Below are 25,231 nucleotides of genomic sequence, written 5' to 3'. Positions count from 1 at the left end.
CTTTCAGGCGTGACGGGATGACGGCGCGGGACCGCGTTGTTCGATCGGCACGAACAGGCGATTTTCCGGTCCGATATAATTCGCGGTCGGCCGGATGATCTTGTTGTCCTGCCGCTGCTCGATGATATGCGCACTCCATCCTGCGGTGCGCGAGATCACGAACAGCGGTGTGAACAGCGAAGTCGGCACCCCCATCACGTGATAGGAGACAGCGCTGAACCAGTCGAGATTGGCGAACATCTTCTTGGATTCGTGCATCACCGCTTCGATCCGATCGGCGATCTCGAACATCTTCACCGACCCGGCCTCGACCGAAAGCCGGCGCGCGACCTCCTTGATGACGCGGTTGCGCGGATCGGCGATGGTGTAGACCGGGTGTCCGAACCCGATCACCACCTCTTTCGCAGCGACGCGGCGCCGGATGTCGGTCTCCGCCTCGTCCGGTGTCGCGTATCGCTTCTGGATTTCGAACGCCGCCTCGTTGGCGCCGCCATGCTTGGGGCCGCGCAGCGCGCCGATCGCGCCGGCGATCGCCGAGTAGAAATCAGCGCCGGTGCCGGCAATGCAGCGTGCCGTGAAGGTCGAGGCGTTGAACTCGTGCTCGGCATACAGGTTCAACGAGGTATGCATCGCACGGACGTGGGATTGCGACGGCTTGGTCCGGTGCAGAAGGTGCAGAAAATGCCCGCCGATGCTGTCGTCGTCGGTCTCGACCTCGATGCGGCGGCCGGTGTGGGCGAAGTGATACCAGTACAGCAGCATCGAACCGAACGAGGCCAGCAACCGGTCGGCGATGTCGCGGGCGCCGGGGTGATTGAGATCGCCCGCTTCCGGCAGCACGCAGCCGAGCGAAGATACCCCCGAGCGCATCACATCCATCGGATGCGCCGCCGCCGGGAGAGCTTCGAGCGCACTTCGCACCGCCGCCGGCAGCCCGCGCAGGCTTCGCAGTCTGGCCTTGTAGGCGGCCAGTTCCGCCGCCGTCGGCAGCGCGCCGTGCACCAGAAGATGCGCGATCTCTTCGAACTCGCAGGTTTCCGCCATGTCGAGAATGTCGTAGCCGCGATAGTGCAGATCGTTTCCGGTCCGGCCGACCGTGCACAGCGCGGTGTTGCCTGCGACAACGCCCGATAGTGCTACGGACTTCTTCGGCGGAGCACTGTGACGCGCATTGGCATGTTCTGTCATTGTTGCCTCCCTTGTCTGCTGAATTGGTCGCCCCGCTACGACGCGGGCTTCCAGTCGAAGATGCCGGTGGCCGGCGCGGCTCCGAGCCGGAACGGCGCGACCGCAAAACTCAGACCGCTCAATTCGGCCGAGGTCAGCGACGGCAGCCGCTCGACCAGATCGAGGAAGCGGTCCTGCTCCGATGTCTCGACGATGCCGTCCGCCAGGGTGCGGAACTTGCCGACATATTGCTCGCGTCCGAACGGGCGACGGCCGAGCGGATGGGCGTCGGCCACGGCGATCTGGTCTTCGACCACAGAGCCGTCGTCGAGGGTGACGACGACGCGTGCGCCGAACGCTTTCTCCTTGGGATCGCGGCTGTGATAGCGCCGGGTCCATTCCGGATCCTCGACCGTCGACACCTTGTGCCACAGCGCCACCGTGGCGGGCCGCGCCGCTCGCTCCGGCGCATAGGATTGCTCGTGATGCCACCCGCCGTCTTCGAGCGCGACGGCGAAGATGTACATGATCGAGTGATCGAGCGTTTCGCGGCTCGCGCTCGGGTCCATCTTCTGCGGATCGTTGGCCCCGGTGCCGATCACATAATGGGTGTGATGACTGGTATGCAGCACGATGCTGCTGATCTTCGACAGGTCCGGCGTGCGTTCCCGCAGCAGCGGTCCCATTCGGCGTGCCAGATCGATCAGCGCCTGGCTCTGATACTCGGCCGAGTGCTCCTTGGTGTAGGTTTGCAGGATCGCCCGCTTGGCCTCGCCGCGCTCCGGCAGCGGCACCTGATATTCCGCCTTGGGGCCGCCGAGCAGCCAGGCGATGAAGCCGTCCTCGCCCTCCCAGGCCGGCGACGGCGCGCCCTCGCCGCGCATCACCCGATCCACCGCTTCCACCGCCATCTTGCCGGCGAACGCAGGCGCGTAAGCCTTCCAGCTCGAAATCTCGCCCTTGCGCGATTGCCGCGTCGTGGTGGTCACGTGCAAGGCCTGCTGGACGGCCTGATAGATCACCTCGGCCGGCAGCCGCAGCGCCGTTCCGATGCCGGCCGCCGCCGATGGGCCGAGATGCGCGATGTGATCGATCTTGTGCTCGTGCAGGCAGATGCCGGTGACGAGATCGACCTGAATCTCGTAGCCGGTGGCGAGACCGCGAACCAGCGCAGCGCCATCGAGACCGCAATGCTGCGCCACCGCCAGAATCGGCGGAATGTTGTCGCCGGGATGCGAGTAGTCCGCCGCCAGATAGGTGTCGTGGAAGTCGAGTTCGCGCACCGCCACGCCGTTGGCCCACGCCGCCCATTCGGGCGAAACGCGCCGGTCCAGCGCCAGCCCGAACACCGTCGCGCCGGCGCGAAACGGATGCGCCATCGCTTGCGCACGGGCACTGGCGACCGGGCGGCGCGCGATCGACGCAGCCGCGACCGCGGCATTGTCGATGATCCGGTTGCCGATCATCTCCACCACCGCTGGCTCGACCGCCACCGGATCGGCAGCGACCTCCGCAATCTTCCAGGCAAGCTGCTCGGTGCGGGGCAAGCGGTCGGCAGAACGGGCGGTTCGGACGGTATGCAGCTTCACGAAATCGTCTCCTGGGTGATCGTCGTCGGTGAAGAAACTTGGATGGGTGTCGGCCTGCCGGCTTTGTCGACAGCGACCATTTCAAACGAGCCGCGCACGGCCAGTTGCCGGGCGCCGGAAATCAGCGCCTCGCTGACGACATCGACCACCACGGTCATCGACGAGCGTCCCACCCGCACCACGCGCGCTGTCAGTTCGACCAGATCGCCGACCTTGACCGGAACGTGAAATTCAATCTTGTCGGATGTCGCCATCACGATCGGCTGGCGCGCTCGCCGGGTCGCCGCGACGAACGCGGCTTTGCCCATCAGGTTGAGCGCGTTGCCGCCGAACAGCGTCCCGTAGTGATTAGCTTGCTCCGGGAAGATCATCTCGACGAAGCGCGTCTCCGGCGGCGCATCGAAACTTGTCGCACTCACGGCGCCACCTCCTTCGGCTTGTCTTGGCGGATGGTTCGGCATATTGGCGAACGCGGGCCGCCGTAAAGCACTAAACCTGCGAAGAATTGCGAAGCGCGGCGCGGCGATTTGCAAAGATTGCGAAGGCGATCTGCGGAGGTGCGATGAAGAAAGCGTATGTAGGTGCCCGGCTGCGACGGCTGCGCGAGCAGCGTGGCATGACACAGCAGGCGCTCGCCACCGCCGTCGGCGTTTCGCCGAGCTACCTCAATCAGATCGAAAACAACCAACGTCCGCTGACGGTCCCGGTGTTGCTGAAACTCAATGCGACGCTCGGCATCGACGTGCAATTGTTCTCGGAGGACGACGAGGCGCGACTGATCGCCGACCTCAAGGAAGCGCTGTCCGACCCGATGATTGGCGAAAGCATGACAGCCAGCGACGTGCGTGAGCTCGCCACCAGCATGCCCGCCGCCGGCCGCGCCTTGGTGGCGATCTATCGGCGCTATCACCTCGCGCTGGAGCAATCGGCAGCCCTCGCCGCCCGTCTCGGGGACGATCGGCAAGATCGACCGACGTCCGCAATGTCCACGCCGTTCGAAGAGGTTCGCGATTTCTTTTATGCAAGGCACAACTACATCGCCGAGCTCGACGAAGCGGCGGAACGAACCGCTGCGGACACCGGACGAACGATCCAGCAGGTCGCGGCGGCGCTGGCCGAGCGGCTGAAATCGCGCCACGGCATCGACATCCGCGTCGGCGAAGCCGGCGACGCATCGGCGGATGTTCAGCGCAGCTTCGACGCCGGCAACAAGACGCTTCGGCTTTCGGCCCGCCTGCAGCCGGGCCAGCAGGCGTTTCAGATCGGCACGCAGCTCGCCTTCCTCGAGCATCGCGACACGATCGATGCGCTGGTCGGCGAGAATCCGTTCGGCGACGAGGCCTCGCGCAGGCTGGCACGGATTGGTCTTGCCAATTACTTCGCCGGGGCGCTGCTACTGCCCTACGCGGCCTTCCGGGACAAAGCCGAGTCGGTACGTTACGACATCACCTTGATAGGTCAGCATTTCGGCGTCGGCTACGAGACCATCTGCCACCGTCTCAGCACGTTGCAGCGCCCCGGCGCGCGCGGCGTGCCGTTCTTCTTCATCCGCGTCGATCGCGCGGGCAACATTTCGAAGCGACAGTCGGCGACGGATTTCCATTTCTCGCGCGGCGGCGGAACGTGTCCGCTGTGGAACGTCTACGAGGCATTCTCGCAACCGGAGCGGATTCTCACGCAGCTCGCTCGCATGCCCGACGACCGGACGTATCTCTGGGTCGCGCGCACGGTCTCGCACGATCAGGCAGGTTACCACGCACCGCGCAAGACCTTTGCGATCGCGCTCGGATGCGATCTGCAGCACGCCGGGCGGCTGGTTTATTCCGACGGACTCGACCTCACCAATCCGGCAGCGGCGACGCCCATCGGGGCGGGTTGTCGGATCTGCGAACGGCAGGCCTGCCCGCAACGCGCCTTCCCGCCGGTCGGCCGCACGCTCCAGGTCGACGAAAATCGCAACTCGTTCTCACCCTATTCGACGAATTGACCTGAACCAGGCGAGACGAAACAGTGGGCATCGGAAACGCCGTGGTGACGAATGACAGCGAACGCGCCCGACAATTGCCGACGCTACGTACGGTTCTGTCCGTGTGACGATGGTACCTCCTTTTGGTTCGAGCCGACGCACGAGATGACGCTCGGATCGGAACGGCGCGCCAAGGCGGTCGCCCGCAGGGTGTTGAGACTGCTGCGCCGGCTGAAACTCGAAGCGACTCTGGACGGCAACGGCGTCCACGCGACGATTCGGCAAGCAGCGTTCGATATGGGAGGCATGCTGGCGGCCATCGATGAGGAAATCGCAGCTTTCCAGGCCGAACGGATTCACCCGAAGGAGGTCGACGAGATCCTGGCGATCAGCTCGCGCGAGCGCCGTCGCTGGACCAAGGACGGCCGGCTGCCGACGTCCGGCCACACCTCGTTCCGCAGCGGCAAGAACTCGGTGTTTCTGGTGCTGTATCCGCCCGCCCGGATCACGGCGCTCGCGCATCGTCCGGAGCAGATCGAAGCCTGGCGCCGCGCCGATGCCGCATCCGCGCCCGGCAGCAATAACATATCGACTGCTTGACAAGAACGGCAGCCGGGGCACTACATATTGTATTCGCGGTCTCTCGAATCGTTTGATCGAGGGCTAAGAGGGAATCCGGTGCGGCGTTACCGCCTAAGCCGGAGCTGCCCCCGCAACTGTCAGCGGCGAGCCGACGTCATCAGGCCACTGGGAGCAATCCCGGGAAGGCAGACGAAGGCAATGACCCGCAAGCCAGGAGACCTGCCGCGAACAACCAAACGTCCCTGGGCGGGGTGTCCCGGTGGGTCGCTTGCTTCGATGCGTACGGTGTCTCCGTACGACTTCTGCACGCGCCTGCTCGGCTCCTGCCCGCAATTTGAACTGCGGTGTGCCGATGCCTGTTACCAACCCGACCGACCTTCCTCGAGCGATCATCAAGAGGAGCGGCTCGCAAGCCCCGTTCGACAGCGCCAAGATCAGGTCCGCGATCGCCCGTGCCGGACAGGCGACAGGCGAATTCGGCGAACTCGAAGCAGCGCTGCTCACCAGTCAATCGATCAAGGTGATCGCGCATCGCTTTGCCGGCACCGTGCCGCAGATCGAGCAGGTGCAGGATATCGTCGAGCAGGTGCTGATTTCAGCCAACCATCTCACCACCGCGCGGGCCTACATCGTCTATCGCGAAAAGCGCAGTCAGGCGCGCAACGACCGCAAGGTCGCCGTCGACGCGATCGCGTCGATCAACGAATACCTCGACCGCACCGACTGGCGCGTCAATGCCAACGCCAACCAGGGCTATTCGCTCGGCGGCCTGATCCTGAACCTGTCCGGCAAGGTGGTCGCGAACTATTGGCTGTCGCACGTCTACCCGCCGGAAGTCGGCCGCGCCCACCGCGATGGCGATCTGCACATCCACGACCTCGACATGCTGTCCGGCTACTGCGCCGGCTGGTCGCTGCGGACCTTGCTGACGGAAGGGTTGAACGGTGTGCCCGGCAAGGTCGAGGCCAGCCCGCCAAAGCATCTGTCGAGCGCGATCGGCCAGATCGTCAACTTCCTCGGCACGTTGCAGAATGAATGGGCCGGCGCCCAGGCGTTCAGCTCGTTCGATACCTATCTCGCTCCGTTCCTGCGCAAGGACAATCTCAGCTACGCCGACGTTCTGCAGGCGATCCAGGAGCTGGTCTACAATCTCAACGTTCCGTCGCGCTGGGGCACGCAGACGCCGTTCACCAACCTCACCTTCGACTGGACCTGTCCGGAAGATCTGCGCGACGAGGTGCCGGTGATCGGCGGCGTGGACATGGACTTCACCTATGGTGATCTCCAGACCGAGATGGACATGATCAATCGCGCCTACATGGAGATCATGACCAAGGGCGACGCCAAAGGGCGCGTCTTCACCTTCCCGATCCCGACCTACAACATCACGCCGGATTTTCCCTGGGAGAGCGAGAACGCCGCGCGGTTGTTCGAGATGACCGCGAAATACGGCCTGCCCTACTTCCAGAACTTCCTCAACTCGGAACTGAAGCCGCACATGATCCGGTCGATGTGCTGCCGGCTGCAGCTCGATCTCACCGAGCTGTTGAAGCGCGGCAACGGTCTGTTCGGAAGCGCCGAGCAGACCGGCTCGATCGGCGTGGTGACGATCAATTGCGCGCGGCTCGGCCATCTGCACCGCGGCGACGAGCCAAGCCTGCTGCGTGCGCTCGATACCCTGCTCGACATCGCCCGCACCAGCCTCGAGATCAAGCGCAAGGTGGTGCAACGCTACATGGACGACGGGCTGTTTCCGTATTCGAAGCGCTATCTCGGCACGCTGCGCAATCATTTCTCCACCGTCGGCATCAACGGCGTCAACGAAATGATCCGCAACTTCACCGCGGACTGCGAGACCATCGCGACGCCATGGGGCCACGGCTTCGCCACCCGATTCCTCGATCACGTGCGTGCCAGGATCGTCGCGTTCCAGGAGCAGACCGGCAATCTGTACAATCTCGAGGCGACGCCGGCCGAAGGCACGACCTATCGGTTCGCCAAGGAAGACCGCAAGCGCTATCCCGGAATCCTGCAGGCCGGCACCGAGGACAATCCGTACTACACCAACTCAAGCCAGCTTCCGGTCGGCTTCACCGACGATCCGTTCGAGGCGCTGGAACGCCAGGACGATCTGCAGCGCAAATATACCGGTGGGACGGTGCTGCATCTCTACATGGGATCCAAGCTGTCGTCCGGGGAGGCTTGCAAGAAGCTGGTGCGACGCGCGCTAGAGAACTTCCGGCTGCCTTACGTCACGGTGACCCCGACCTTCTCGATCTGTCCCGTCCACGGCTACATCGAAGGCGAGCACGCCTTCTGCCCGAAATGCGACGCCGAACGCCTCGCCGCCAAGCGGCTCGCCGCTAGTCACTGACCAGAAGGAATAGAGAGATGAACGCACACGTCACCATCCCCGCCACTGCCACCGAAGCCATCGAGCTGACCGATGCCGAGCGCCAACCCTGCGAGATCTGGACCCGGGTGATGGGCTATCACCGTCCCGTCGCGTCGTTCAACCGTGGCAAGATCGGCGAATTCAATGACCGCAAGTACTTCACCGAAGCCCGCGCCAAGCTCGGCTGAGCTGCGGATCGGCGGTCTCGCCCGGCTGTCGACCTGCGACTGGCCGGGCGAACTGGTCGCGACCGTGTTCTGCCAGGGCTGTCCCTGGACATGCGGCTACTGCCACAACCCGCATCTGCTGCCGGCTCGCGGGCAAGATCAACTGGCATGGCAGGACGTGGTCGCGTTCCTGGAAACTCGGCGCGGTCTGCTCGACGGCGTGGTGTTCTCCGGCGGCGAGCCGACGTTGCAGGCGGGCTTGCCGTCCGCGATCGCAGCCGTGCGCGCGCTGGGCTTTCGCGTCGGCCTGCACACCGCGGGTCCATATCCCGAACGGCTCGCCCGTGTGCTGCCGCTGCTCGATTGGATCGGCTTCGACGTCAAAGCGCCGTTCGCCGAGTACGACCGGATCACCGGCGTCGCCGGCAGTGGCGACAGCGCCCGCGCCAGCCTGGAACTGGTTCTCGCTCATGGCGTGGAGTGCGACCTGCGGACAACGGTTCATCCGGATCTTCTCGACCAGCCTGCCCTGGACCGGCTGTCTGCGGACCTCTTTGCGCTCGGCGCCGGGCGCACGCGAATCCAATCGTTTCGTGACACCGGCGCCAAGATTTCAATACCGCCCACAACGAATGCCGCCTAAAGTCGGCACAACCTGTTGACCACGGAACGGCACGTATACAATATCTAGATGTCACGGTCTTTCGAGTCGCGTGAGCGACCCGAGAGCTAAGAGGGAAGCCGGTGCAACACCGGCGCTGCCCCCGCAACTGTAAGCGGCGAGCCGAAGTCCGATATTCGTCACTGGGCCCCACCAGGCCCGGGAAGACTGGACCGACGCGACGACCCGCGAGCCAGGAGACCTGCCGCGACAATCGCAATCGTCCCTGGGCGGGGTGTCCCGGTGGGTCGCATGGCAGTTGTCGCAGTCCCTTCAGGACCAACCTCTGCTCGCGTCTCCGCCAGCTCCCTGCCCCCAACATTCACGGGGTCTTGGGAATGTCTGTCGGAACCGAAGTTGCTCACGCCGCGCGCCGCGCGCCATTGTCACCACTCACCTCCGGCGAGTTTACAGCGAGCGCCGCGCGCGACACGGGCTATCAGGTGATCCGGCGGAGCGGCGAGGTGTCGCCGTTCGATGCCTCGAAAATCGCTGTCGCGCTGACCAAAGCGTTCCTCGCCGTCGAGGGCAGCAACGCCGCCGCGTCCCGGCGCGTGCACGACACCGTCGCCGAGCTGACCGACCAGATCGTCGCCAATCTCACCCGCCGGATCGGACCGGGCCGGACCTTCCACATCGAGGACATCCAGGATCAGGCCGAACTCGCCCTGATGCGCAGCGAGCACCACAAGGTCGCGCGCGCCTATGTGATCTATCGCGAGGAGCGCGCCCGCGAGCGCGCCAAGGCGGCGACGGCGCAAGCCAAGCCGGCCGAACCCGCGTTGCGAACCAAGGCCGGCGACGGCACCTTGCATCCGATCGATTTGCCGCGGCTCATCGCCGTCATCACCGAAGCCTGCGCAGGCCTCGACGGCGTATCGGTCGACGCCGTTCTCGCCGAGACGCAGCGCAATCTCTACGACGGCATCGGTGACGACGAGCTGGCGCTGGCGCCGATTCTCGCCGCCCGGACCTTCGTCGAGACCGAACCGGATTACACCAAGGTCAGCGCCCGGCTGCTGCTCGACAAGCTCCGCCGTGAAGCCCTCAGCTTCGTCGACGGCCGGCCGCATCAGGCGACACAGGCGCAGATGGCGGAACGCTATGGCGATTACTTCAGCGCCTATCTCAAAGCCGGCATCGCCCACGACCTGATCGATCCAGAGATCGGACGTTTCGATCTTGCCAAGCTCGCCGCCGCGATCAAACCCGAGCGCGACCTGCAATTCGACTATCTCGGCCTGCAGACCCTGTACGACCGCTACTTCCTTCATGCCCACGGCACGCGGTTCGAGCTGCCCCAGGCGTTCTTCATGCGGGTGGCCTGCGGCATCGCGCTGCGCGAGGTCGATCGCGAGGCCAAGGCGATCGAATTCTACGACCTGCTGTCGTCGTTCGACTTCATGGCGTCGACCCCGACCCTGTTCAATGCCGGCACGCTGCGGCCGCAATTGTCGTCCTGCTTCCTCACCACGGTGCCGGACGATCTCGACGGCATCTTCAAGTCGATCAAGGACAACGCGCTGCTGTCGAAATACGCCGGCGGCCTCGGCAACGACTGGACGCGGGTCCGCGGCCTCGGCGCCCACATCAAAGGCACCAACGGCGAGAGCCAGGGCGTGGTGCCGTTCCTGAAGGTCGCCAACGACACCGCGATCGCGGTCAATCAGGGCGGCAAGCGCAAGGGCGCGGTCTGCGCCTATCTCGAGACCTGGCACATCGACATCGAGGAATTCCTCGACCTGCGCAAAAACACCGGCGACGATCGTCGCCGCACCCACGACATGAACACCGCCAACTGGGTACCCGACCTGTTCATGCAGCGCATCGAGCAGGACGGACAGTGGACGCTGTTCTCGCCGGATGAGACGCCGGATCTGCACGATCTGACCGGCCGCGCCTTCGCCGAGCGCTACGCCTTCTACGAGGCCAAGGCCGCACGCGGAGAACTGCGCGTCACCAAGCAGGTACGCGCGGTCGATCTGTGGCGGCGGATGCTGACGATGCTGTTCGAGACCGGGCATCCGTGGATCACCTTCAAGGATCCCTGCAACCTGCGCTCGCCGCAGCAGCATTGCGGCGTGGTGCATTCGTCGAATCTCTGCACCGAGATCACGCTCAACACCTCCGAGCGCGAGGTTGCAGTGTGCAACCTCGGCTCGATCAACCTCGTCAATCATGTGGCGCAAGGCCGGCTCGATCACGATCGGCTGGCCCGCACGGTGACGACCGCGATGCGGATGCTCGACAACGTCATCGACGTCAATTTCTACACCATCCCCGAGGCGCGGGCGTCGAACCTCCGGCATCGCCCGGTCGGTCTCGGCCTGATGGGCTTTCAGGACGCGCTCAACATCCTGCGACTGCCCTACGCCTCCGACGAAGCGGTCGCCTTCGCCGACGAGAGCATGGAAGCGATCGCCTATTGGGCGATCTCGGCCTCGACCGACCTTGCCGCCGAACGCGGCCGCTACGCGTCCTACGACGGCTCGCTGTGGTCGCGGGGCATACTGCCGCTCGACTCGATCCGTCTGCTCGACGACGCGCGCGGCATCGACGTCGATGTCGATCGGAGCCATCGACTGGACTGGGAGGCATTGCGCCAGCGCGTCACGACGACCGGCATGCGCAACTCCAACGTCATGGCGATCGCCCCGACCGCGACCATCTCCAACATCTGCGGGGTGTCGCAGTCGATCGAGCCCGCCTATCAGAACCTCTACGTCAAATCCAACATGTCGGGCGACTTCACCGTCGTGAACACCCACCTGGTCCGCGACCTGAAAAGCCGCGGATTGTGGGACGAGGTGATGATCTCGGACTTGAAGTATTTCGACGGGAGTCTTGGCCAGATCGACCGCGTGCCCGCCGACCTCAAGGCGCTGTACGCGACCGCTTTCGAGATCGACGCGACATGGCTGATCGAGGCCGCCGCCCGGCGGCAGAAATGGATCGACCAGGCGCAATCACTCAATCTCTACCTCGCCAATCCGAGCGGCAAGAAGCTCGACGCGCTGTACCGGCTGGCATGGCGCCGGGGATTGAAGACGACTTACTACCTGCGGTCCCGCTCGGCCACCCATGTCGAAAAGTCGACTCTGCGCGGCACCGACGGCAAGCTCAACGCGGTCTCCGCGATCATGCTGCCGACCGCCTCCGCTGAACCGTCGCAACGCAACGGCGCGGCCAACGGCCATGACGTCGGCGAAGGCTGGGGCAAGGCGTGCGCCATCGACGATCCGACCTGCGAAGCCTGCCAGTGAGCGAACCGGAGATGTCCAACATGCTGCAAGCTGTCAAAGCTCAGAACGCTTCCCTGTTCGCAGATTCAGACGCCGTGCTTCAGGCCGATGCCACCGGACTCGGCACGATCGATCGCGGTGCCGCCCGGGTGCGGGTCGACGACAAGCGGATGATCAACGCGCGCGCCGACGTCAATCAGCTTCTTCCGCTGAAGTATCGCTGGGCGTGGGAGAAATATCTCGCCGCCTGCAACAACCATTGGATGCCGACCGAAGTCTCGATGCAGGCCGACATCGCGCTGTGGAAGTCGCGCGACGGCCTGACCGAGGACGAGCGCCGGATGGTGAAGCGCAATCTCGGCTTCTTCGCCGCCTCGGAGTCGCTGGTCGCCAACAACATCGTGCTGGCGATCTATCGCCACCTGACCAATCCTGAATGCCGGCAATATCTGCTGCGCCAGGCATTCGAAGAGGCGGTGCACACCCACACCTTCCAGTACATCGTCGAAAGTCTCGGCCTCGACGAGGGCGAGCTGTTCAACATGTATCGGGAGGTGCCGTCGATCACCGACAAAGCGGCGTGGGCGCTCGAGTACACTCGGCATCTCGACGACCCGCATTTCAACACCGGAACGCCGGCGACCGACCAAGCGTTTCTGCGCGATCTCGTCGCCTTCTACGTCGTGTTCGAGGGGATGTGGTTCTACACCGGCTTCGTGCAGATCCTGTCGCTCGGCCGGCGGCAGAAGATGACCGGGATCGCCGAGCAGTATCAGTACATTCTGCGGGACGAGTCGATCCACCTGAACTTCGGCATCGACGTCATCAACCAGATCAAGATGGAAAATCCGCAGGTGTGGACCGCATCGTTTCAGGACGAAATTCGCGCCATGATTCACGACGCCGCCCGGTTGGAGGCGGCCTACGGCCGGGACACCATGCCCCAGGGCCTGCTCGGACTGAACGCCACCTTGTGCGAAACCTACATGCATTTCATTGCAAACCGGCGCTGCGTGCAGCTCGGGCTTCGTCCGGTGTTCGCTGACGCGGAAAATCCGTTCCCGTGGATGTCCGAGACGATGGACCTGAAGAAAGAGAAGAACTTCTTCGAGACTCGTGTGATCGAGTACCAGAACGGCGGCGCACTGGACTGGGACTAGCGACGTGCCGCCGAACCATCCCAAGCCAGCCCAAGAGCCACGCCGGATTGCGGCGGTCGTTTCAACGACCAGGCGAAACGCGCAAGGCGACGCTTCGGCCGCCGAGACGGCCGAGCAGATCGCGACCCAATCATCTCGGACACCGTCGCCGCCCGAAAGGCGGTGGAGTTGGCGTCACGTCATGTGGCGCCTGCAATTCGAATTCTGGCGGGGATTGGAGGCGGTGGTCAGGATCGCCGTGCTCCGCGAACGCCCTCCCCGGTCCGGCGCCCCATCTGCTGACTGTCTTCCGCCAGCCACCGAGGATCATGACGATCCGTGGCGGCGGCAGCTCAGCATCGGCCACGGCTGTTCCGGCCCGGATCTCGCAACTCCCTCGATCAACGCCCTCGATCTGGGACCGGACCAGCCGCAATCGCGCGAACAGATTGCCGTGGGTGTGGTCGGCGACCGCGACCTCGTTGCCGCTCTGGTCGACCGTCTCGCAGCTCTCGATGTCAGGATCCACGCCACCGCCGCCACCATCGATGACTATGTTGCCCTCAGAAGCGCTGGCGCTGTGCCGCATCGCTTCGAAGACATGCCGGCCGTCGCGGCCGGAATTGACCTGCTGATTTCGACCAGCTTCGCTCATCAGGTCGGCGCCACCATCGTGGCACGGCTTCCCGAATCCGCATCCATCCTCGATCTCGCAGGCTTACCAGGCAGCGTCGATTTCGAGATCGCGCGCCGGCTCGGCCGACGCGTGATCTGGGCGGCGGCCACCGGCGAAACTATCGAGACGAGTTGGCGGCGTGTCGCAGCCGAGATCGAGATCATCAGGGATCGCGGAAGGCACTGATTGGGCAAGACGCAGATGCCGTCCGCCGGAATAGGAAATACGACTTTCACATGCAACGTAGGCGGTCATACAACCTGTCCGACACTACTCTCCCAAATAGACGTGAAAGCCTCACGGCGATGATCTTGATTTCGCCATTGTTCGATTGACTTGGCCGAACTGCGATCTTAACGATCGCTTGACGGTTCTTCCTTCGGGAGGATCAAAAGGGAATGCGGTGCGGAGATTTTTCTCCAATGCCGCGGCTGCCCCCGCAACTGTAAGCGACGAGTCTCGGTCAGACGGCCACTGGATCTTTGTCCTCGATCCGGGAAGGCGACTGGAGACGACGACCCGCGAGCCAGGAGACCTGCCGTCAGCAGTGGTCATGTGCGAACGCGCCGGTCGGGGTGAACCGGAGCGAAGCTCCCCGAGCATCACTCGCGAGGGACGAGCTTGTCGCGGTGACGTGTCACCTTGCCGCGAGGCCAAGCCTCGTCGTCAGTTCATCTGTCTCAATCAAAACGACGCGTTCTCGACCCGCGACAGCCGAAAGCCGATTTGCGTCGGCGATCCACCCGCGAACGTCGTAGCAGACAGATGCTTGGAATTTGGGGGAAGTATGTCTGTCGGTTCGGATCGTTCGGGCACGCGCACTGCGCGGCGCAACTATCTCGCCGCGTGCGCAACCGGCGCACTGCTCATCAGCGGCGCCGGGCTGGACGCCTCGCATGCCCAACAATCTCGATCGAGCAATCCCGATCTGCCGCCGGTCGTAGTGCAGCAAGACGGCAACGTCCGACGCAGTCCGCCCGCGCGCGAGGCGCGCTCTGCTGCGTCGCGCCGCAGCCCAAGGGTGGCACGCACGACTGCTGCATCGCCTCCCCCCGTTCCAGCTCGGCAGACCGATCCTGGCATCAGCGTGCCCGGCCTGAACGGCTACATCGCGACCGCGACCAGCGTCGGCTCGAAGACGAACACGCCGATCCTGGCCCTGCCGCGAAGCACATCGACCGTCACCGCTCAGGAAATCTTCGACCGCGACGCCGCGTCCGTGCAGGAAGCTCTCCAGTACACCGCCGGCGTCGGCGGCTTCTTCCGACAGGGCAACCTGACGCGCGAATACAATCGCGTGCGCGGCTTCGAAGCGTTTCAGTACCTTGACGGCCTCAAACTGCACGACAGCAACTGGGGATTCGAACGCAACGGCCTCGAACGAGTCGACGTCCTCAAAGGTCCCGCATCCACCCTCTACGGTCAGGGCAGCCCCGGCGGCATCATAGATCTCACCAGCAAGCGTCCGACCGAAACCCCGTTCGGCGAAGCACTGCTGCGCATGGGCCTGCGGGGTTATCTCGAGGGCGCGTTCGACGTCAGCGGTCCGGCCAACGAAAACAAGAGCGTGTTGTATCGCTTCGTCGGCGTCGGCAAGATGGGCGACGGCGAGATCGATTTCACCAAGAACGAGCGGATCTTCTTCGCGCCTTCGGTGACGATCCGGCCGAACGAAGATACCAGCCTGACCCTGCTCGCCAGCTACCAATACGACCCGCACCTCACGGTGCTGCAGCCTCTGCCCTATGTCGGCACAGTTGTACCCGGCACCAATGGCCAGTTCATTTCGCGCAAGACGTTTCTGGGCGAACCGAACTATCACGACACTTCGAAGGAAAGCTACCGGATCGGCTACGAGTTCAAGCATCAGTTCAACGACGTCTTCTCGATCCAGCAGAATTTCGCCTACCAGAACATCGACATTTCGCTTCGCGAAGTCCAGAGCCGCTCGACCGGCAACGTGACGACGCAGCGGCAGATGGCCTATCAGCAATACAATATCGACATCTTCCAGATCGACAATCGCCTGAAGGCCGACTTCGAGACCGGTCCGTTGCGTCATCACGTGATGTTCGGCGTCGACTATGCGTCGATCCCGAATTATCAGGGCACGGGAACCAATCGCGGCACCGGAAACTTCCTGCTCAATTATTACATGCCGCTTTACGGCGCAGCGCTCCCGAACAATCCACTGACGACCAAACGCTATCAGAACGTCGATCAGATCGGTGTCTATCTGCAGGACCGAATCGAGCTCGGACGGCTCTCCGTCCTGTTCGGCGCTCGCAACGACACCGCGCATTTCGCTCAGCAGAGCCAAGCCTTGGTGCCGGCGACCGGCAATTTCACGCAGCCGCCGTGGACGCGTCAGAACGACAACGCCACCACCTATCAGGCTGGAGCCATCTACGCATTCGACAGTGGCGTTGCGCCGTACGTCAACTATTCTCAGTCGTTTGCGCCGACGATCGGCACCGACTTCTCCGGACGCCCGTTCATTCCGGTCACGGGCGACCAGATCGAGGGTGGCGTCAAATATCTGCCGCCCGGCATGAACCTGGCGATCTCAACGGCGGGCTTCAACATCACCCAGAACAACGTGCTGACGGCTGATCTCGTCAATCCCGGCTACGCCGTCCAGACCAGTTCGGTCGAAGCCAGCGGCGCCGAGATCGAGGTGAAGACCACCCGTCTCTACGGTTTCAATTCGTCCGCTGCCTACACCTATCTGTCCCCCAAGGTGACGGCCACCAACACAGCCGGCGGCATCGGCAAGGATCCGGTCAGCATGCCCCGCCATGCCGCGTCGCTGTGGACCACCTACAGCTTCGAAGACACCAGCGTCCTCGCCGGCCTGACGCTGGGCGGCGGGGTGCGCTACGTCGGATCGTCGTTCGCCGATACGCTCAACACCACGGAGATCCCGTCGTTTACGCTGGTCGACCTGTCGCTGCGCTATCGGCTGGGGGCGATCTCCGCCAGCCTGCAGAACTGGGACGTCGCGCTCAACGTCAAGAACCTGACCGACAAGCGCTACGTCGGATCCTGCGATGCGCTGAGCCAATGCTATTATGGGCTTGGCCGCACTGTCGACGGTACGATCCGGGTCCGGTTCTGAGCCGGCGCGGGAGGGCATCCCCCCGTGATCGCGATCCCTCCCGCCGCCCTCTGCCGCGAGATCGACGATCTCGCGGCCAGCCATGAAGGCACCGCGTCGTTCGCAGGCAGCCTGGTCGGTCCGGAGGATCCCCGCCCGACCTTGCCGGCTGACGCTTTGCTCGTCAGCCCCCACCGATCCCTCATTCACAACCGCTTTGCGAAGCGGTTCGACCAGTTCGACGAACGCGCCACGCATTCGATCTGGATGAAGTGGTATCTCAACGTCGTCCTGCCACCGGTTCTTCTGGCCGACGTCTGCCTCGGTCGTTCAGTGGCGATCGGCCTGGACCAAGTCCATTTCGTCATGGCCGAGGACGGACGAGTTGCCGCAGTTCAGATCGGACAGGAGAGCTTCCAGACCGGCGAGCAGGATCCGTTCGGACGGCTTCGGTCGCTTGTCTTCGATCATTTAGCGCCTTTGATCGATCTGCTGACAGCTCGCACAAAACTCACGCGCCGCGTCTGTTGGAGCAACGCCGGCAACACCTTTGAGGCTATGCTTCGTCGGATCGAACAGGTTGCCGGCCCGTCACGGCGGCTCGCGGAGGCGCAGGAGATCCTGGCAAGTGCTCGTTGGGCCGGGGGGCTCCCGAATCCACTCGCCGGCGCCGTCCATGACCGAGACGGCGTCCGGACCCGCCGAGTCTGCTGCTTACAATATCGGCTTCCCGACCGCCGGTTCTGTAGCGCCTGCCCCGTTCCTGAAGCACGGCCACAACTTTCCGATCTGATAGGGCGCTCCGATTGACCTCCCCGCTTTCCCTCCGCGCAGGCCTGCGCAGCGCCTTGCGTCTTGCGGTGCCGTATTTCCGCTCGGATCAGCGTTGGATTGGTTTGGGTCTCCTTGCGAGCCTGATCGGTGCGCAACTCGTCGCCGTCGGTGCCGCCGTCGCCGAGAACTACTGGCGCAACGCGTTCTTCCAGACGCTCCAGGACAAGAACTGGCCCGGCTTCATCGAACAGTTCTGGGTGTACGCGCTGATCGCCGTGTTCCACATCTGCGGGGCGGTGTATCAGCGCTATCTCGGCCAATGGCTCACCATTCGCTGGCGCAGCTGGATGACCGCGCATTATCTCGACAGATGGCTGCATGGATCAACCCACTACCGCGCGACGATGGCGGCCGGCGCCGTCGATAATCCGGATCAGCGGATCGCCGAAGACGTCCGCTCCTATATCAGCCTGACCCTGGAACTCCTGGTGGGGCTGATCGGCGCCATCGCGCGTCTGACCTCGTTCGTCGCAATCTTGTGGGCGCTGTCCAGCAGCATTCCCTTCTCCATTTTCGGCGTGACCATTCCCGGCTATCTGGTCTGGGCGGCGTTGATCTATGCGGTGGCTGGCAGCGCCGTCACCCATTGGATCGGCCGCCGCTTGATCGGAATCGATTTCGAGCAGGAGCGGCGCGAGGCCGATTTCCGCTTCGCGCTCGTGCGCCTTCGCGAGAACAGCGAGGCAGTCGCGCTGCTGCACGGCGAAGATTTCGAGAAGCGCGGCCTCGCCCAGCGATTTCAAGCCATCGTCGACAACTGGTTTCGGCTGATGAAGCTCCAGCAGTTGATCGGATTGTTCTCCGAATCCTACAAGCGCTACTCGCTGTATTTTCCTTACTTCGTCATGGCGCCGCTGTTCTTCGGCGGAACGATGCAGCTCGGATCGTTCATGCAATCCGGATCTGCGTTCAATGAGGTTCGAAATTCGTTCTCTTACTTCATCAACGCCTATCTGAAGCTCGCCGAGCTTGCCGCCGTGACACACCGGCTATCGCAATTCGCCGAGGTCATGGAACGGTCCAAGGCCGCAGATGCAGAAGTGTGCTCTCCTGACGGCGCCGCGCTGGATGCTTCAGAAATCGTCGTGAAGACGGCAGCCGGGGCTCCCATCATCGCGGTCGACGGCGTTCGGATCGAATCCGGCACCTCGCTGCTGATCACCGGTCCGTCCGGCACCGGAAAAACCAGCTTTATTCGAGCGCTCGCCGGCATTTGGCCATTCGTCGATGGAAAGGTCTCGACTGCTACGCGCCGACCGCTCGTGCTGCCTCAGCGCCCCTATCTCCCACTCGGCACCCTGCGCGCCGCCCTGTCCTATCCGGAAGCCCCTGATGGTTCGAACGCCGCTCGGATGGTCGCGGCGTTGAAGGACGTCGGTCTCGATGATTTCGTCTCGCAGCTCGACCAGTCGGATCGCTGGGACGTCCGGCTTTCGGAGGGCGAAAAGCAGCGGCTGTCGATCGCGCGAGCCCTGCTCTATCGGCCGGATCTCTTGGTCCTCGACGAAGCGACTTCGTCTCTGGACAAAGCGTCGGAGATCTCCCTGCACCGACTTCTGAGAACGCGCCTCTCAGCGGCGACCATCGTCGCCGTGAGTCACCAGGATGCACTCCACCCGGTTTATGACCGCGTCACCGTTCTCGAACGATCCAGCAGACCATCGCTGATCTGAGGGCAAAGGCCGCAGCTTAAACGCTGCTGCCACCTATCCGTTACGCCCGCGCCGCGACGTCGCCCCGTTCCCACCCGGCGCGGGTGCGGAGCCTGAACTCTTCGAACTGCCCCGCGGCGATCGCGGCGCGGATGTCGCGCATCAACCGTTGATAATAAGCGGTGTTGATCTCCGACAGCAGCATGGCGCCGAGCGTCTCGCTCGACTTCACCAGATGGTGCAGATAGGCCCGCGAGTAGTTGCGCGTCGACGGCCAGTCGCTCTCTTCGTCGAGCGGTCGCGGGTCGTCGGCATGCTTGGCGTTGCGCAGGTTGATCGGGCCGTATTGCGTGAACGCCAGGCCGTGGCGGCCGTTGCGGGTCGGCATCACGCAGTCGAACATGTCGATGCCGCGCGCCACCGCTTCCAATATGTCCTCGGGCGTGCCGACGCCCATCAGATAGCGCGGCCGGTCCGCGGGCAGGATCGGCGCGACCTCCTCGATCATCGCCATCATCACCTCCTGCGGTTCGCCGACCGCGAGGCCGCCGATCGCATAGCCGTGGAAGCCGATGTCGATCAGCCCCTGCGCCGAGGCGTGGCGCAGCTCCGGCACGTCGCCGCCCTGAACGATGCCGAACAGCATGTAGCCGGCCGGCGCGGTTTCGAACGCGCGCTTGCAGCGCTCCGCCCAGCGCAGCGACAATTGCATCGCCCGTTCGATATCGGCGCGATCGGCCGGCAGCCGCACGCATTCGTCGAGCTGCATCGCGATGTCCGAGCCGAGCAGACGCTGCACCTCGATCGCGCGCTCCGGCGACAATTCGAGCGCGGCGCCGTCGATGTGCGAGCGGAACGTCACCGCCTGCTCGTTGACCTTGCGCAGCTGGGCCAGCGACATCACCTGGAAGCCCCCGGAATCGGTCAGCATCGGCCCGTTCCAGGTGGTGAAGCGCTGCAGCCCGCCGAGCGCGGCGATCCGCTCGGCGCCGGGCCGCAGCATCAGGTGATAGGTGTTGCCGAGCACGATGTCGGCGCCGGCGTCGCGCACCTCGCGCCAATGCAGCCCCTTCATCGCACCCGCGGTGCCGACCGGCATGAAGGCCGGCGTGCGCACCACGCCGTGCGGTGTGGTGAGCCGTCCGGTGCGTGCGGCGCCGTCGGTCCCGAGCAGTTCGAAATGATTGGGCACGGTCATGGGGTGATGTCGTTCCGGAACAGCAGGCTGGCGTCGCCGTACGAGTAGAACCGATAGCCGGTTCGAATGGCGTGGGCGTAGGCCGCCTGCATGGTGTCGAGACCGCAGAACGCCGACACCAGCATGAACAGCGTCGACCGCGGCAGGTGGAAATTGGTCATCAGCACGTCGACCGCGCGGAAGCGATAGCCCGGCGTGATGAAGATCGAGGTCTCATCCGCGAACGGCGCGATGCGGCCGTCGCCCTGCGCCGCGCTCTCCAGCAGGCGCAGCGAGGTGGTGCCGACTGCGAGGATGCGGCCGCCCGCCGCCCGCGCCGCGTTCAGCGCGTCCGCGGTCGCGCGGCTGATCATGCCCCATTCGGCGTGCATGCGGTGCTCGCTGGTGTCTTCGGCTTTCACCGGCAGGAACGTCCCTGCCCCGACATGCAGCGTGATCCGGTGCAGCCCGACGCCGCGCGCGGCCAGCGCGGCTTCGAGTTCGGCGGTGAAATGCAGCCCCGCGGTCGGCGCCGCGACCGCGCCCTCATTGGCGGCGAACATGGTCTGATAATCGGTGGCGTCCTGGGCGTCAGGCGCTCGCTTGGACGCGATGTAGGGCGGCAGCGGCGTCGCGCCGATCTCCGCGATCGCCTGGTCGAGCACCGGCCCGTGGAACGAGAACGCCAGCGTGATCTCGCCGGCCTCGCCCTTGGCCTCCACAGTGGCGTCGAGATGGCCGAGCAGGCAGACCCGGCCGTCGTGGCCGAAGCGAACCACATCGCCCGGCACCAGCTTCTTCGCCGGCTTGACCAGCGCCTGCCAGCGCGCGCCGTCGAGCCGCTTGATCAGCGTTGCTTCGATTTTCGGTTCGGTGTCGCGGCCGATGCGGCGGCCGGAGAGCTGCGCGGCGATCACCCGTGTATCGTTGACCACCAGCTGATCGCCCGGCGCCAGCAGCGCCGGCAGATCGCGCACGATCCGATCCGCGAGCGGCGCCCCCGGACGCACCACCAGCATCCGCGCGGCATCGCGCGGACTCACCGGCCGCAGCGCGATGTTCTCGGCAGGCAGATCGAAGTCGAACAGATCGGTGCGCATCAGGTTTCTGCACGGAGCGCTCCCTCTCCCCCGCCTGCGGGGAGAGGGCTGGGGTGAGGGCAGCCGCGAGGTCGAGACTCGGTGAGACGCCCCCTCACCCGGCCGGCCTCGCTACGCGACGCCAGCCTCTCCCCGCGCGCGGGGAGAGGTGAAGAGGCGAACTGATCAAGCCGCCGCGTCGGCCGCGATGCTCGCCTTGACGATCTTGTCCGGATCCTTCACCGGCTCGCCGCGCTTGATCTTGTCGACGTTCTCCATGCCTTCGGTCACCTTGCCCCAGACGGTGTACTGCTTGTCGAGGAAGCGGGCGTCGTCGAAGCAGATGAAGAACTGGCTGTCGCCGGAATCTGGGTTCGCGGCGCGGGCCATCGACGCAGTGCCGCGGACGTGCGGCTCGGCGTTGAACTCGGCCTTCAGCTTGGTGCCGGAGCCGCCCATGCCGGTGCCCTGCGGGCAGCCGGTCTGCGCCATGAAGCCCTCGATCACGCGGTGGAACACGATGCCGTCGTAGAAGCCTTCGCGCACCAGCTCCTTGATGCGGGCGACGTGGTTCGGCGCCAGATCCGGGCGCATTTCGATCTTCACGGTGCCCTGGGTGGTTTCGAGGATCAGGATGTTGTCGTTATCAGCCATGCTCTCTTCTCTGTTGGTTTGGGAATCTGTCTGCGATCGTCGAACCGCAGCGTGAACGGACGTCCGGCGACGGCGCCCCCCATCGAGGGCGTGAACGGCAACGGCGTGCACCGCTGCAACGCCTCCATCACCGCGACGCGATAGGCCAGGCTGTCGTCCCGGCCGGCCTCCGGGCTTTCAAAGGTGATCCGCGGCTTGCCGAGGATCTCGCCGCTCCGCGTGAAGCTGACCCGCACCGTGATCTGCATGCCCGGATCACCGGCCGGCAGACGCGGCGGACGCCAGCATTGCTTCAGCGCCGAAAACAATCCGTTGAGATTGTCGATCGGCGCGTTCTGCGCAGATGCGGGGCGAACGGTGAGACCGATCGCCCCGGCGATCAAGGCTACCGCGACTGCAATCAGTCGGCGCGGCAGCATTGGGATCGCCTATTTCACGTCGGCAGCGACCTGGACCTTCACCATCTTGTCCGGGTCGGTCACGGCACCGCCGGGCGAAGCCGGAGAGGCCTTCTTCAGCTTGTCCACCACATCCATGCCGGACACCACATTGCCGACCACAGTGTACTGGCCGTTCAGGCTCGGGCCGTCGGCGAACATGATGAAGAACTGCGAATTGGCGCTGTCGACGCTGTCGCCGCGCCGCGCCATGCCGACCACCCCGCGGGTGAACGGCACGTTGGAGAATTCCTGCTTCAGGTTCGGATATTTCGACCCGCCGGTGCCGTTGAAGTTCTGGCCGTCGCCGGTCTGCGCCATGAAGCCACCGATCACGCGGTGGAACGGCACGTTGTTGTAGAACCCTTCGCGGGCGAGCTGCTTCAGCCGCTCGGCGTGCTTGGGCGCGATGTCGGCGCGCAGCGCGATGACAATGCGGCCCTTGGTGGTGTCGATAACGAGCGCGTTCTGCTTGTCGAGATTGGCGGGAAGCGGCTGCGCCAGCGCCGGCAGCGCGAACAGCAGCGCGGCGAAGATGCCGATCAGACGGATCATGAAAACTCCGGGTCGGTTATGCCGGCGAGCCGGCAGCGAACTTGGAACTCAGAGCGGACGCCACTTCGGCCGGAACGAAGGCCGAGACGTCGCCGCCCATCTTGGCGATCTGCCGCACTAGTGTGGCGGTGATCGGGCGCACGCCCACCGAAGCCGGCAGGAACACGGTATGGATTGCCGGCGCCATGGTCTCGTTCATCCCGGCGATCTGCATCTCGTAGTCGAGATCGGTGCCGTCGCGCAGGCCGCGGATCATGATGGTCGCCCCCACCTTCTCGGCCGCGGTCACGGTGAGATTGTCATAGGTGGTGCAGCCGAACTCGCAGCCGGCTGCCTTGGCGATTGGCCCGAACACCCGTTCGACCATCGCGAGGCGCTCCTCGGTGGTGAACAGCGGCGTTTTGCCGGGGTGGATCCCGATCGCCACCACGAGCTTGTCGCACAGCGCCACGGCGTGGCGGACGACATCGAGATGGCCATTGGTGACGGGATCGAAAGAGCCCGGATAAAGCGCGATGCGTGACATCCGGCCCGTCTAGCGCGGCGCGCCGGATCGAGCAAGCGGCGGCGGTTCCTTCAAAACCGCGCCGGCCGCCGGATTTATTTCGCATTGCGGATCGAACCGGGAAGCGGGTTCGCGCGTCTTCTGAATGGTAACGCGAGGCGACTGAAAACGCTCACGTTTTTACTGGTTTGTTTCACGCGCCCGCAAGCCAAGAAACAAATCGCCAGCCGATGAAACCTGAATGCGGCGGCGACGAAGACGTTTTGAAACCAGCGCTGGGTAAACCAGCCGCATCGGGAAGCGACAAAGCACTCCAGGCCGAAACGGCCGGAATATCGAGACGACAGGGGACCCCGCCATGATCAAGACTCTTTCCGTGATCGCAATTGCCGCCTTTGCTGCCGCGGCCGTCACAATTCTTCCGGGTTTTGCTCCGCAAGTGGAGGCCAGCGTCCCTCAGGCCCTGGCCAAGGGTGACCGGCTCGACATTCGTCCCCTCGGAACCGCCTGCTCCGAGCAGGCTTGGCCGAACTTCGAACCGTCCTGCTTGCGCAACGCCCATTCCAGCCATGCGCCGATTGGTCAGGCTCGTTTGGTGACCGCGGAACGCAATTAAGGTTTTGGCGTTATCCAGACGCTAGTTTCAGCAAAGCGCTTCCCTCCAAGGGCGCTCTGTACCGAAGACCCCCGAGTTGCCCCCTCGGGGGTCTTTCGATTCTGGCAGCTGCCACCGCGACAGCCGTTGGAGCACGCGCCGGGAACCGGTAGCATGGTGGCGCGATGCAATGGTCAGAACATCTTCTGGAATGGCGCGCTGACGGCCGGCCGCTGCAGCTCGGCGTGACCCGGTTCGGCTCCGGGCCTCAGCTGTTGCTGTTGCCGGCTCTCAGTTCGATCTCCACCCGCAACGAAATGCGGGGCCTGCAGCAACGGCTGGGCGCACAGTTCTCAACAACCGCAATCGACTGGCCCGGCTTCGGCGACCTGCCGCGCCCGAAAATCGACTGGCGCCCAGAGCTGTACGGAGATTTCCTCGAGTCCATCCTGAACTCGGTGACGCGTCCGGACATCACCGTGGCGGCGGGACACGCCGCCGGCTACGCCCTGGCCCAAGCCGCCGATCATCCCGGCTCGCTCGGCCGGCTCTGCCTGCTGGCGCCGACTTGGCGCGGGCCGCTGCCGACCATGGCCGGCAAACGTCTGCCGCTGTTCGGCACGCTGGCCAAGGCCGTGGATCTGCCGGTCGCGGGCGCCGCGTTCTATCGGCTCAACGTCAACCGGCCGGTCATCGGCATGATGGCACGCGGGCATGTCTACGCCGATCCGGCGTGGCTCGATCAAGTCCGGTTGGCGGACAAGCGCCACGTCACCGAGGCACGCGGCGCGCGCTACGCGTCGTTCCGCTTCGTCACCGGCGAGCTGGACCTGTTCACGACGCGCGACGAGTATCTCGCCGCCGCACGTCGCGTGCCGGGAAAGATCGTGCTGCTGTACGGCGACGCCACCCCGCGCAAATCCAAGGCGGAGATGGCCGCCCTCGAGGCGCTGGACAATGTCCGCACCACGGTGCTGCCGCGAGGCAAGCTGTCGTTCTACGAGGAATTTCCCGACGACACCGCGACCGCGCTGCTGAGCGCCCTCGCCTAGCCTCGGCGGC

At 64.5% G+C, this 25,231-nt stretch carries 22 protein-coding genes and 3 riboswitches; of the genes, 13 read left to right on the top strand and 9 right to left on the bottom strand.

Features of this window, described 5'->3' with window-relative positions; all coding sequences use genetic code 11:
• Positions 1-3: 3 nt before the first annotated feature.
• The 3 genes from prpC to DNX69_RS01505 are packed head-to-tail and all read right to left on the bottom strand — an operon-like array spanning position 4 to position 3,127.
• Positions 4-1,188 carry a bifunctional 2-methylcitrate synthase/citrate synthase gene (gene prpC / locus DNX69_RS01515; RefSeq protein ID WP_110784263.1) on the bottom strand — a complete coding sequence of 395 codons (1,185 nt, stop codon included), beginning with the start codon at positions 1,186-1,188 and terminating at the stop codon, positions 4-6.
• Between the two features lie 35 nt (positions 1,189-1,223).
• On the bottom strand, positions 1,224-2,756 hold the full coding sequence (locus DNX69_RS01510) for an MmgE/PrpD family protein (protein WP_110784262.1): 1,533 nt from the start codon (positions 2,754-2,756) through the stop codon (positions 1,224-1,226).
• Complete coding sequence (locus DNX69_RS01505; protein ID WP_110784350.1) at positions 2,753-3,127, bottom strand: acyl-CoA thioesterase; 375 nt, start codon at positions 3,125-3,127, stop codon at positions 2,753-2,755. Before DNX69_RS01505 ends, DNX69_RS01510 begins: the two co-directional genes overlap by 4 nt.
• A 191-nt stretch (positions 3,128-3,318) precedes the next feature.
• On the opposite strand from DNX69_RS01505, the gene DNX69_RS01500 reads away from it, so the two are divergent.
• From DNX69_RS01500 to DNX69_RS01450, 11 genes are all read left to right on the top strand, one after another.
• Positions 3,319-4,743, top strand: coding sequence for a short-chain fatty acyl-CoA regulator family protein (locus DNX69_RS01500; RefSeq protein ID WP_110784261.1), 1,425 nt, complete (start codon positions 3,319-3,321; stop codon positions 4,741-4,743).
• Positions 4,744-4,887: 144 nt separating this feature from the next.
• A complete protein-coding gene (locus DNX69_RS01495) occupies positions 4,888-5,322 on the top strand; it encodes a hypothetical protein (protein ID WP_110784259.1) in 435 nt (144 codons plus the stop codon).
• A 19-nt stretch (positions 5,323-5,341) separates the two neighbouring features.
• Positions 5,342-5,545: riboswitch (cobalamin riboswitch) on the top strand.
• Between the two features lie 111 nt (positions 5,546-5,656).
• Positions 5,657-7,678 carry a ribonucleoside triphosphate reductase gene (locus tag DNX69_RS01490; RefSeq protein ID WP_110784258.1) on the top strand — a complete coding sequence of 674 codons (2,022 nt, stop codon included), beginning with the start codon at positions 5,657-5,659 and terminating at the stop codon, positions 7,676-7,678.
• A 17-nt stretch (positions 7,679-7,695) separates the two neighbouring features.
• Positions 7,696-7,887 (top strand): anaerobic ribonucleoside-triphosphate reductase, encoded by a 192-nt coding sequence (gene nrdD, locus DNX69_RS26755; protein WP_110784256.1) that lies wholly within the window; start codon positions 7,696-7,698, stop codon positions 7,885-7,887.
• Positions 7,844-8,509 (top strand): anaerobic ribonucleoside-triphosphate reductase activating protein, encoded by a 666-nt coding sequence (locus DNX69_RS01480; RefSeq protein WP_110784254.1) that lies wholly within the window; start codon positions 7,844-7,846, stop codon positions 8,507-8,509. Before nrdD ends, DNX69_RS01480 begins: the two co-directional genes overlap by 44 nt.
• 37 nt (positions 8,510-8,546) lie before the next feature.
• Positions 8,547-8,751, top strand: a riboswitch (cobalamin riboswitch).
• Between the two features lie 114 nt (positions 8,752-8,865).
• The gene (locus DNX69_RS01475) at positions 8,866-11,790 is read left to right on the top strand and encodes a ribonucleoside-diphosphate reductase subunit alpha (protein ID WP_110784253.1); all 2,925 of its coding nucleotides are present in this window, start codon (positions 8,866-8,868) and stop codon (positions 11,788-11,790) included.
• A gap of 20 nt (positions 11,791-11,810) precedes the next feature.
• A complete protein-coding gene (locus tag DNX69_RS01470; RefSeq protein ID WP_110784349.1) occupies positions 11,811-12,929 on the top strand; it encodes a ribonucleotide-diphosphate reductase subunit beta in 1,119 nt (372 codons plus the stop codon).
• Between the two features lie 4 nt (positions 12,930-12,933).
• Positions 12,934-13,770: a hypothetical protein gene (locus tag DNX69_RS01465; protein WP_133255958.1), complete on the top strand. Its 837-nt coding sequence runs from the start codon at positions 12,934-12,936 to the stop codon at positions 13,768-13,770.
• A gap of 165 nt (positions 13,771-13,935) precedes the next feature.
• Positions 13,936-14,141, top strand: a riboswitch (cobalamin riboswitch).
• Positions 14,142-14,671: 530 nt separating this feature from the next.
• Entirely contained in the window at positions 14,672-16,702 is a 2,031-nt protein-coding gene (locus DNX69_RS01460; protein ID WP_165825159.1) for a TonB-dependent siderophore receptor, read from the top strand.
• 24 nt (positions 16,703-16,726) lie between these two features.
• The gene (gene fhuF / locus DNX69_RS01455) at positions 16,727-17,491 is read left to right on the top strand and encodes a siderophore-iron reductase FhuF (RefSeq protein WP_110784248.1); all 765 of its coding nucleotides are present in this window, start codon (positions 16,727-16,729) and stop codon (positions 17,489-17,491) included.
• Positions 17,488-19,188: an ABC transporter ATP-binding protein/permease gene (locus DNX69_RS01450; protein ID WP_110784246.1), complete on the top strand. Its 1,701-nt coding sequence runs from the start codon at positions 17,488-17,490 to the stop codon at positions 19,186-19,188. The genes fhuF and DNX69_RS01450 overlap by 4 nt, the downstream gene beginning before the upstream one ends.
• A 40-nt stretch (positions 19,189-19,228) precedes the next feature.
• On the opposite strand, the gene tgt is transcribed toward DNX69_RS01450, so the two are convergent.
• From tgt to coaD, 6 genes are all read right to left on the bottom strand, one after another.
• A complete protein-coding gene (gene tgt / locus DNX69_RS01445) occupies positions 19,229-20,365 on the bottom strand; it encodes a tRNA guanosine(34) transglycosylase Tgt (RefSeq protein ID WP_110784244.1) in 1,137 nt (378 codons plus the stop codon).
• Complete coding sequence (gene queA / locus DNX69_RS01440) at positions 20,362-21,444, bottom strand: tRNA preQ1(34) S-adenosylmethionine ribosyltransferase-isomerase QueA (RefSeq protein ID WP_110784242.1); 1,083 nt, start codon at positions 21,442-21,444, stop codon at positions 20,362-20,364. Before queA ends, tgt begins: the two co-directional genes overlap by 4 nt.
• 165 nt (positions 21,445-21,609) lie before the next feature.
• A complete protein-coding gene (locus tag DNX69_RS01435; protein ID WP_110784241.1) occupies positions 21,610-22,077 on the bottom strand; it encodes a peptidylprolyl isomerase in 468 nt (155 codons plus the stop codon).
• Positions 22,053-22,496 carry a TonB C-terminal domain-containing protein gene (locus DNX69_RS26865; RefSeq protein ID WP_110784239.1) on the bottom strand — a complete coding sequence of 148 codons (444 nt, stop codon included), beginning with the start codon at positions 22,494-22,496 and terminating at the stop codon, positions 22,053-22,055. Before DNX69_RS26865 ends, DNX69_RS01435 begins: the two co-directional genes overlap by 25 nt.
• A 9-nt stretch (positions 22,497-22,505) precedes the next feature.
• Positions 22,506-23,069 (bottom strand): peptidylprolyl isomerase, encoded by a 564-nt coding sequence (locus DNX69_RS01425; RefSeq protein WP_110784237.1) that lies wholly within the window; start codon positions 23,067-23,069, stop codon positions 22,506-22,508.
• Between the two features lie 16 nt (positions 23,070-23,085).
• On the bottom strand, positions 23,086-23,595 hold the full coding sequence (gene coaD / locus DNX69_RS01420) for a pantetheine-phosphate adenylyltransferase (protein WP_110784236.1): 510 nt from the start codon (positions 23,593-23,595) through the stop codon (positions 23,086-23,088).
• 337 nt (positions 23,596-23,932) lie between these two features.
• Between coaD and DNX69_RS01415 the strand changes: the two genes are divergently transcribed.
• Together DNX69_RS01415 and DNX69_RS01410 are read left to right on the top strand one after the other, a co-directional pair.
• On the top strand, positions 23,933-24,190 hold the full coding sequence (locus tag DNX69_RS01415; protein WP_110784234.1) for a hypothetical protein: 258 nt from the start codon (positions 23,933-23,935) through the stop codon (positions 24,188-24,190).
• A 164-nt stretch (positions 24,191-24,354) separates the two neighbouring features.
• Positions 24,355-25,221: an alpha/beta fold hydrolase gene (locus DNX69_RS01410; protein ID WP_110784232.1), complete on the top strand. Its 867-nt coding sequence runs from the start codon at positions 24,355-24,357 to the stop codon at positions 25,219-25,221.
• Positions 25,222-25,231 lie beyond the last annotated feature (10 nt).

Source organism: Rhodopseudomonas palustris, assembly GCF_003226555.1.
Taxonomy (GTDB): domain Bacteria; phylum Pseudomonadota; class Alphaproteobacteria; order Rhizobiales; family Xanthobacteraceae; genus Rhodopseudomonas; species Rhodopseudomonas palustris_I.
This window is presented reverse-complemented; position numbering and strand designations above follow the sequence as displayed.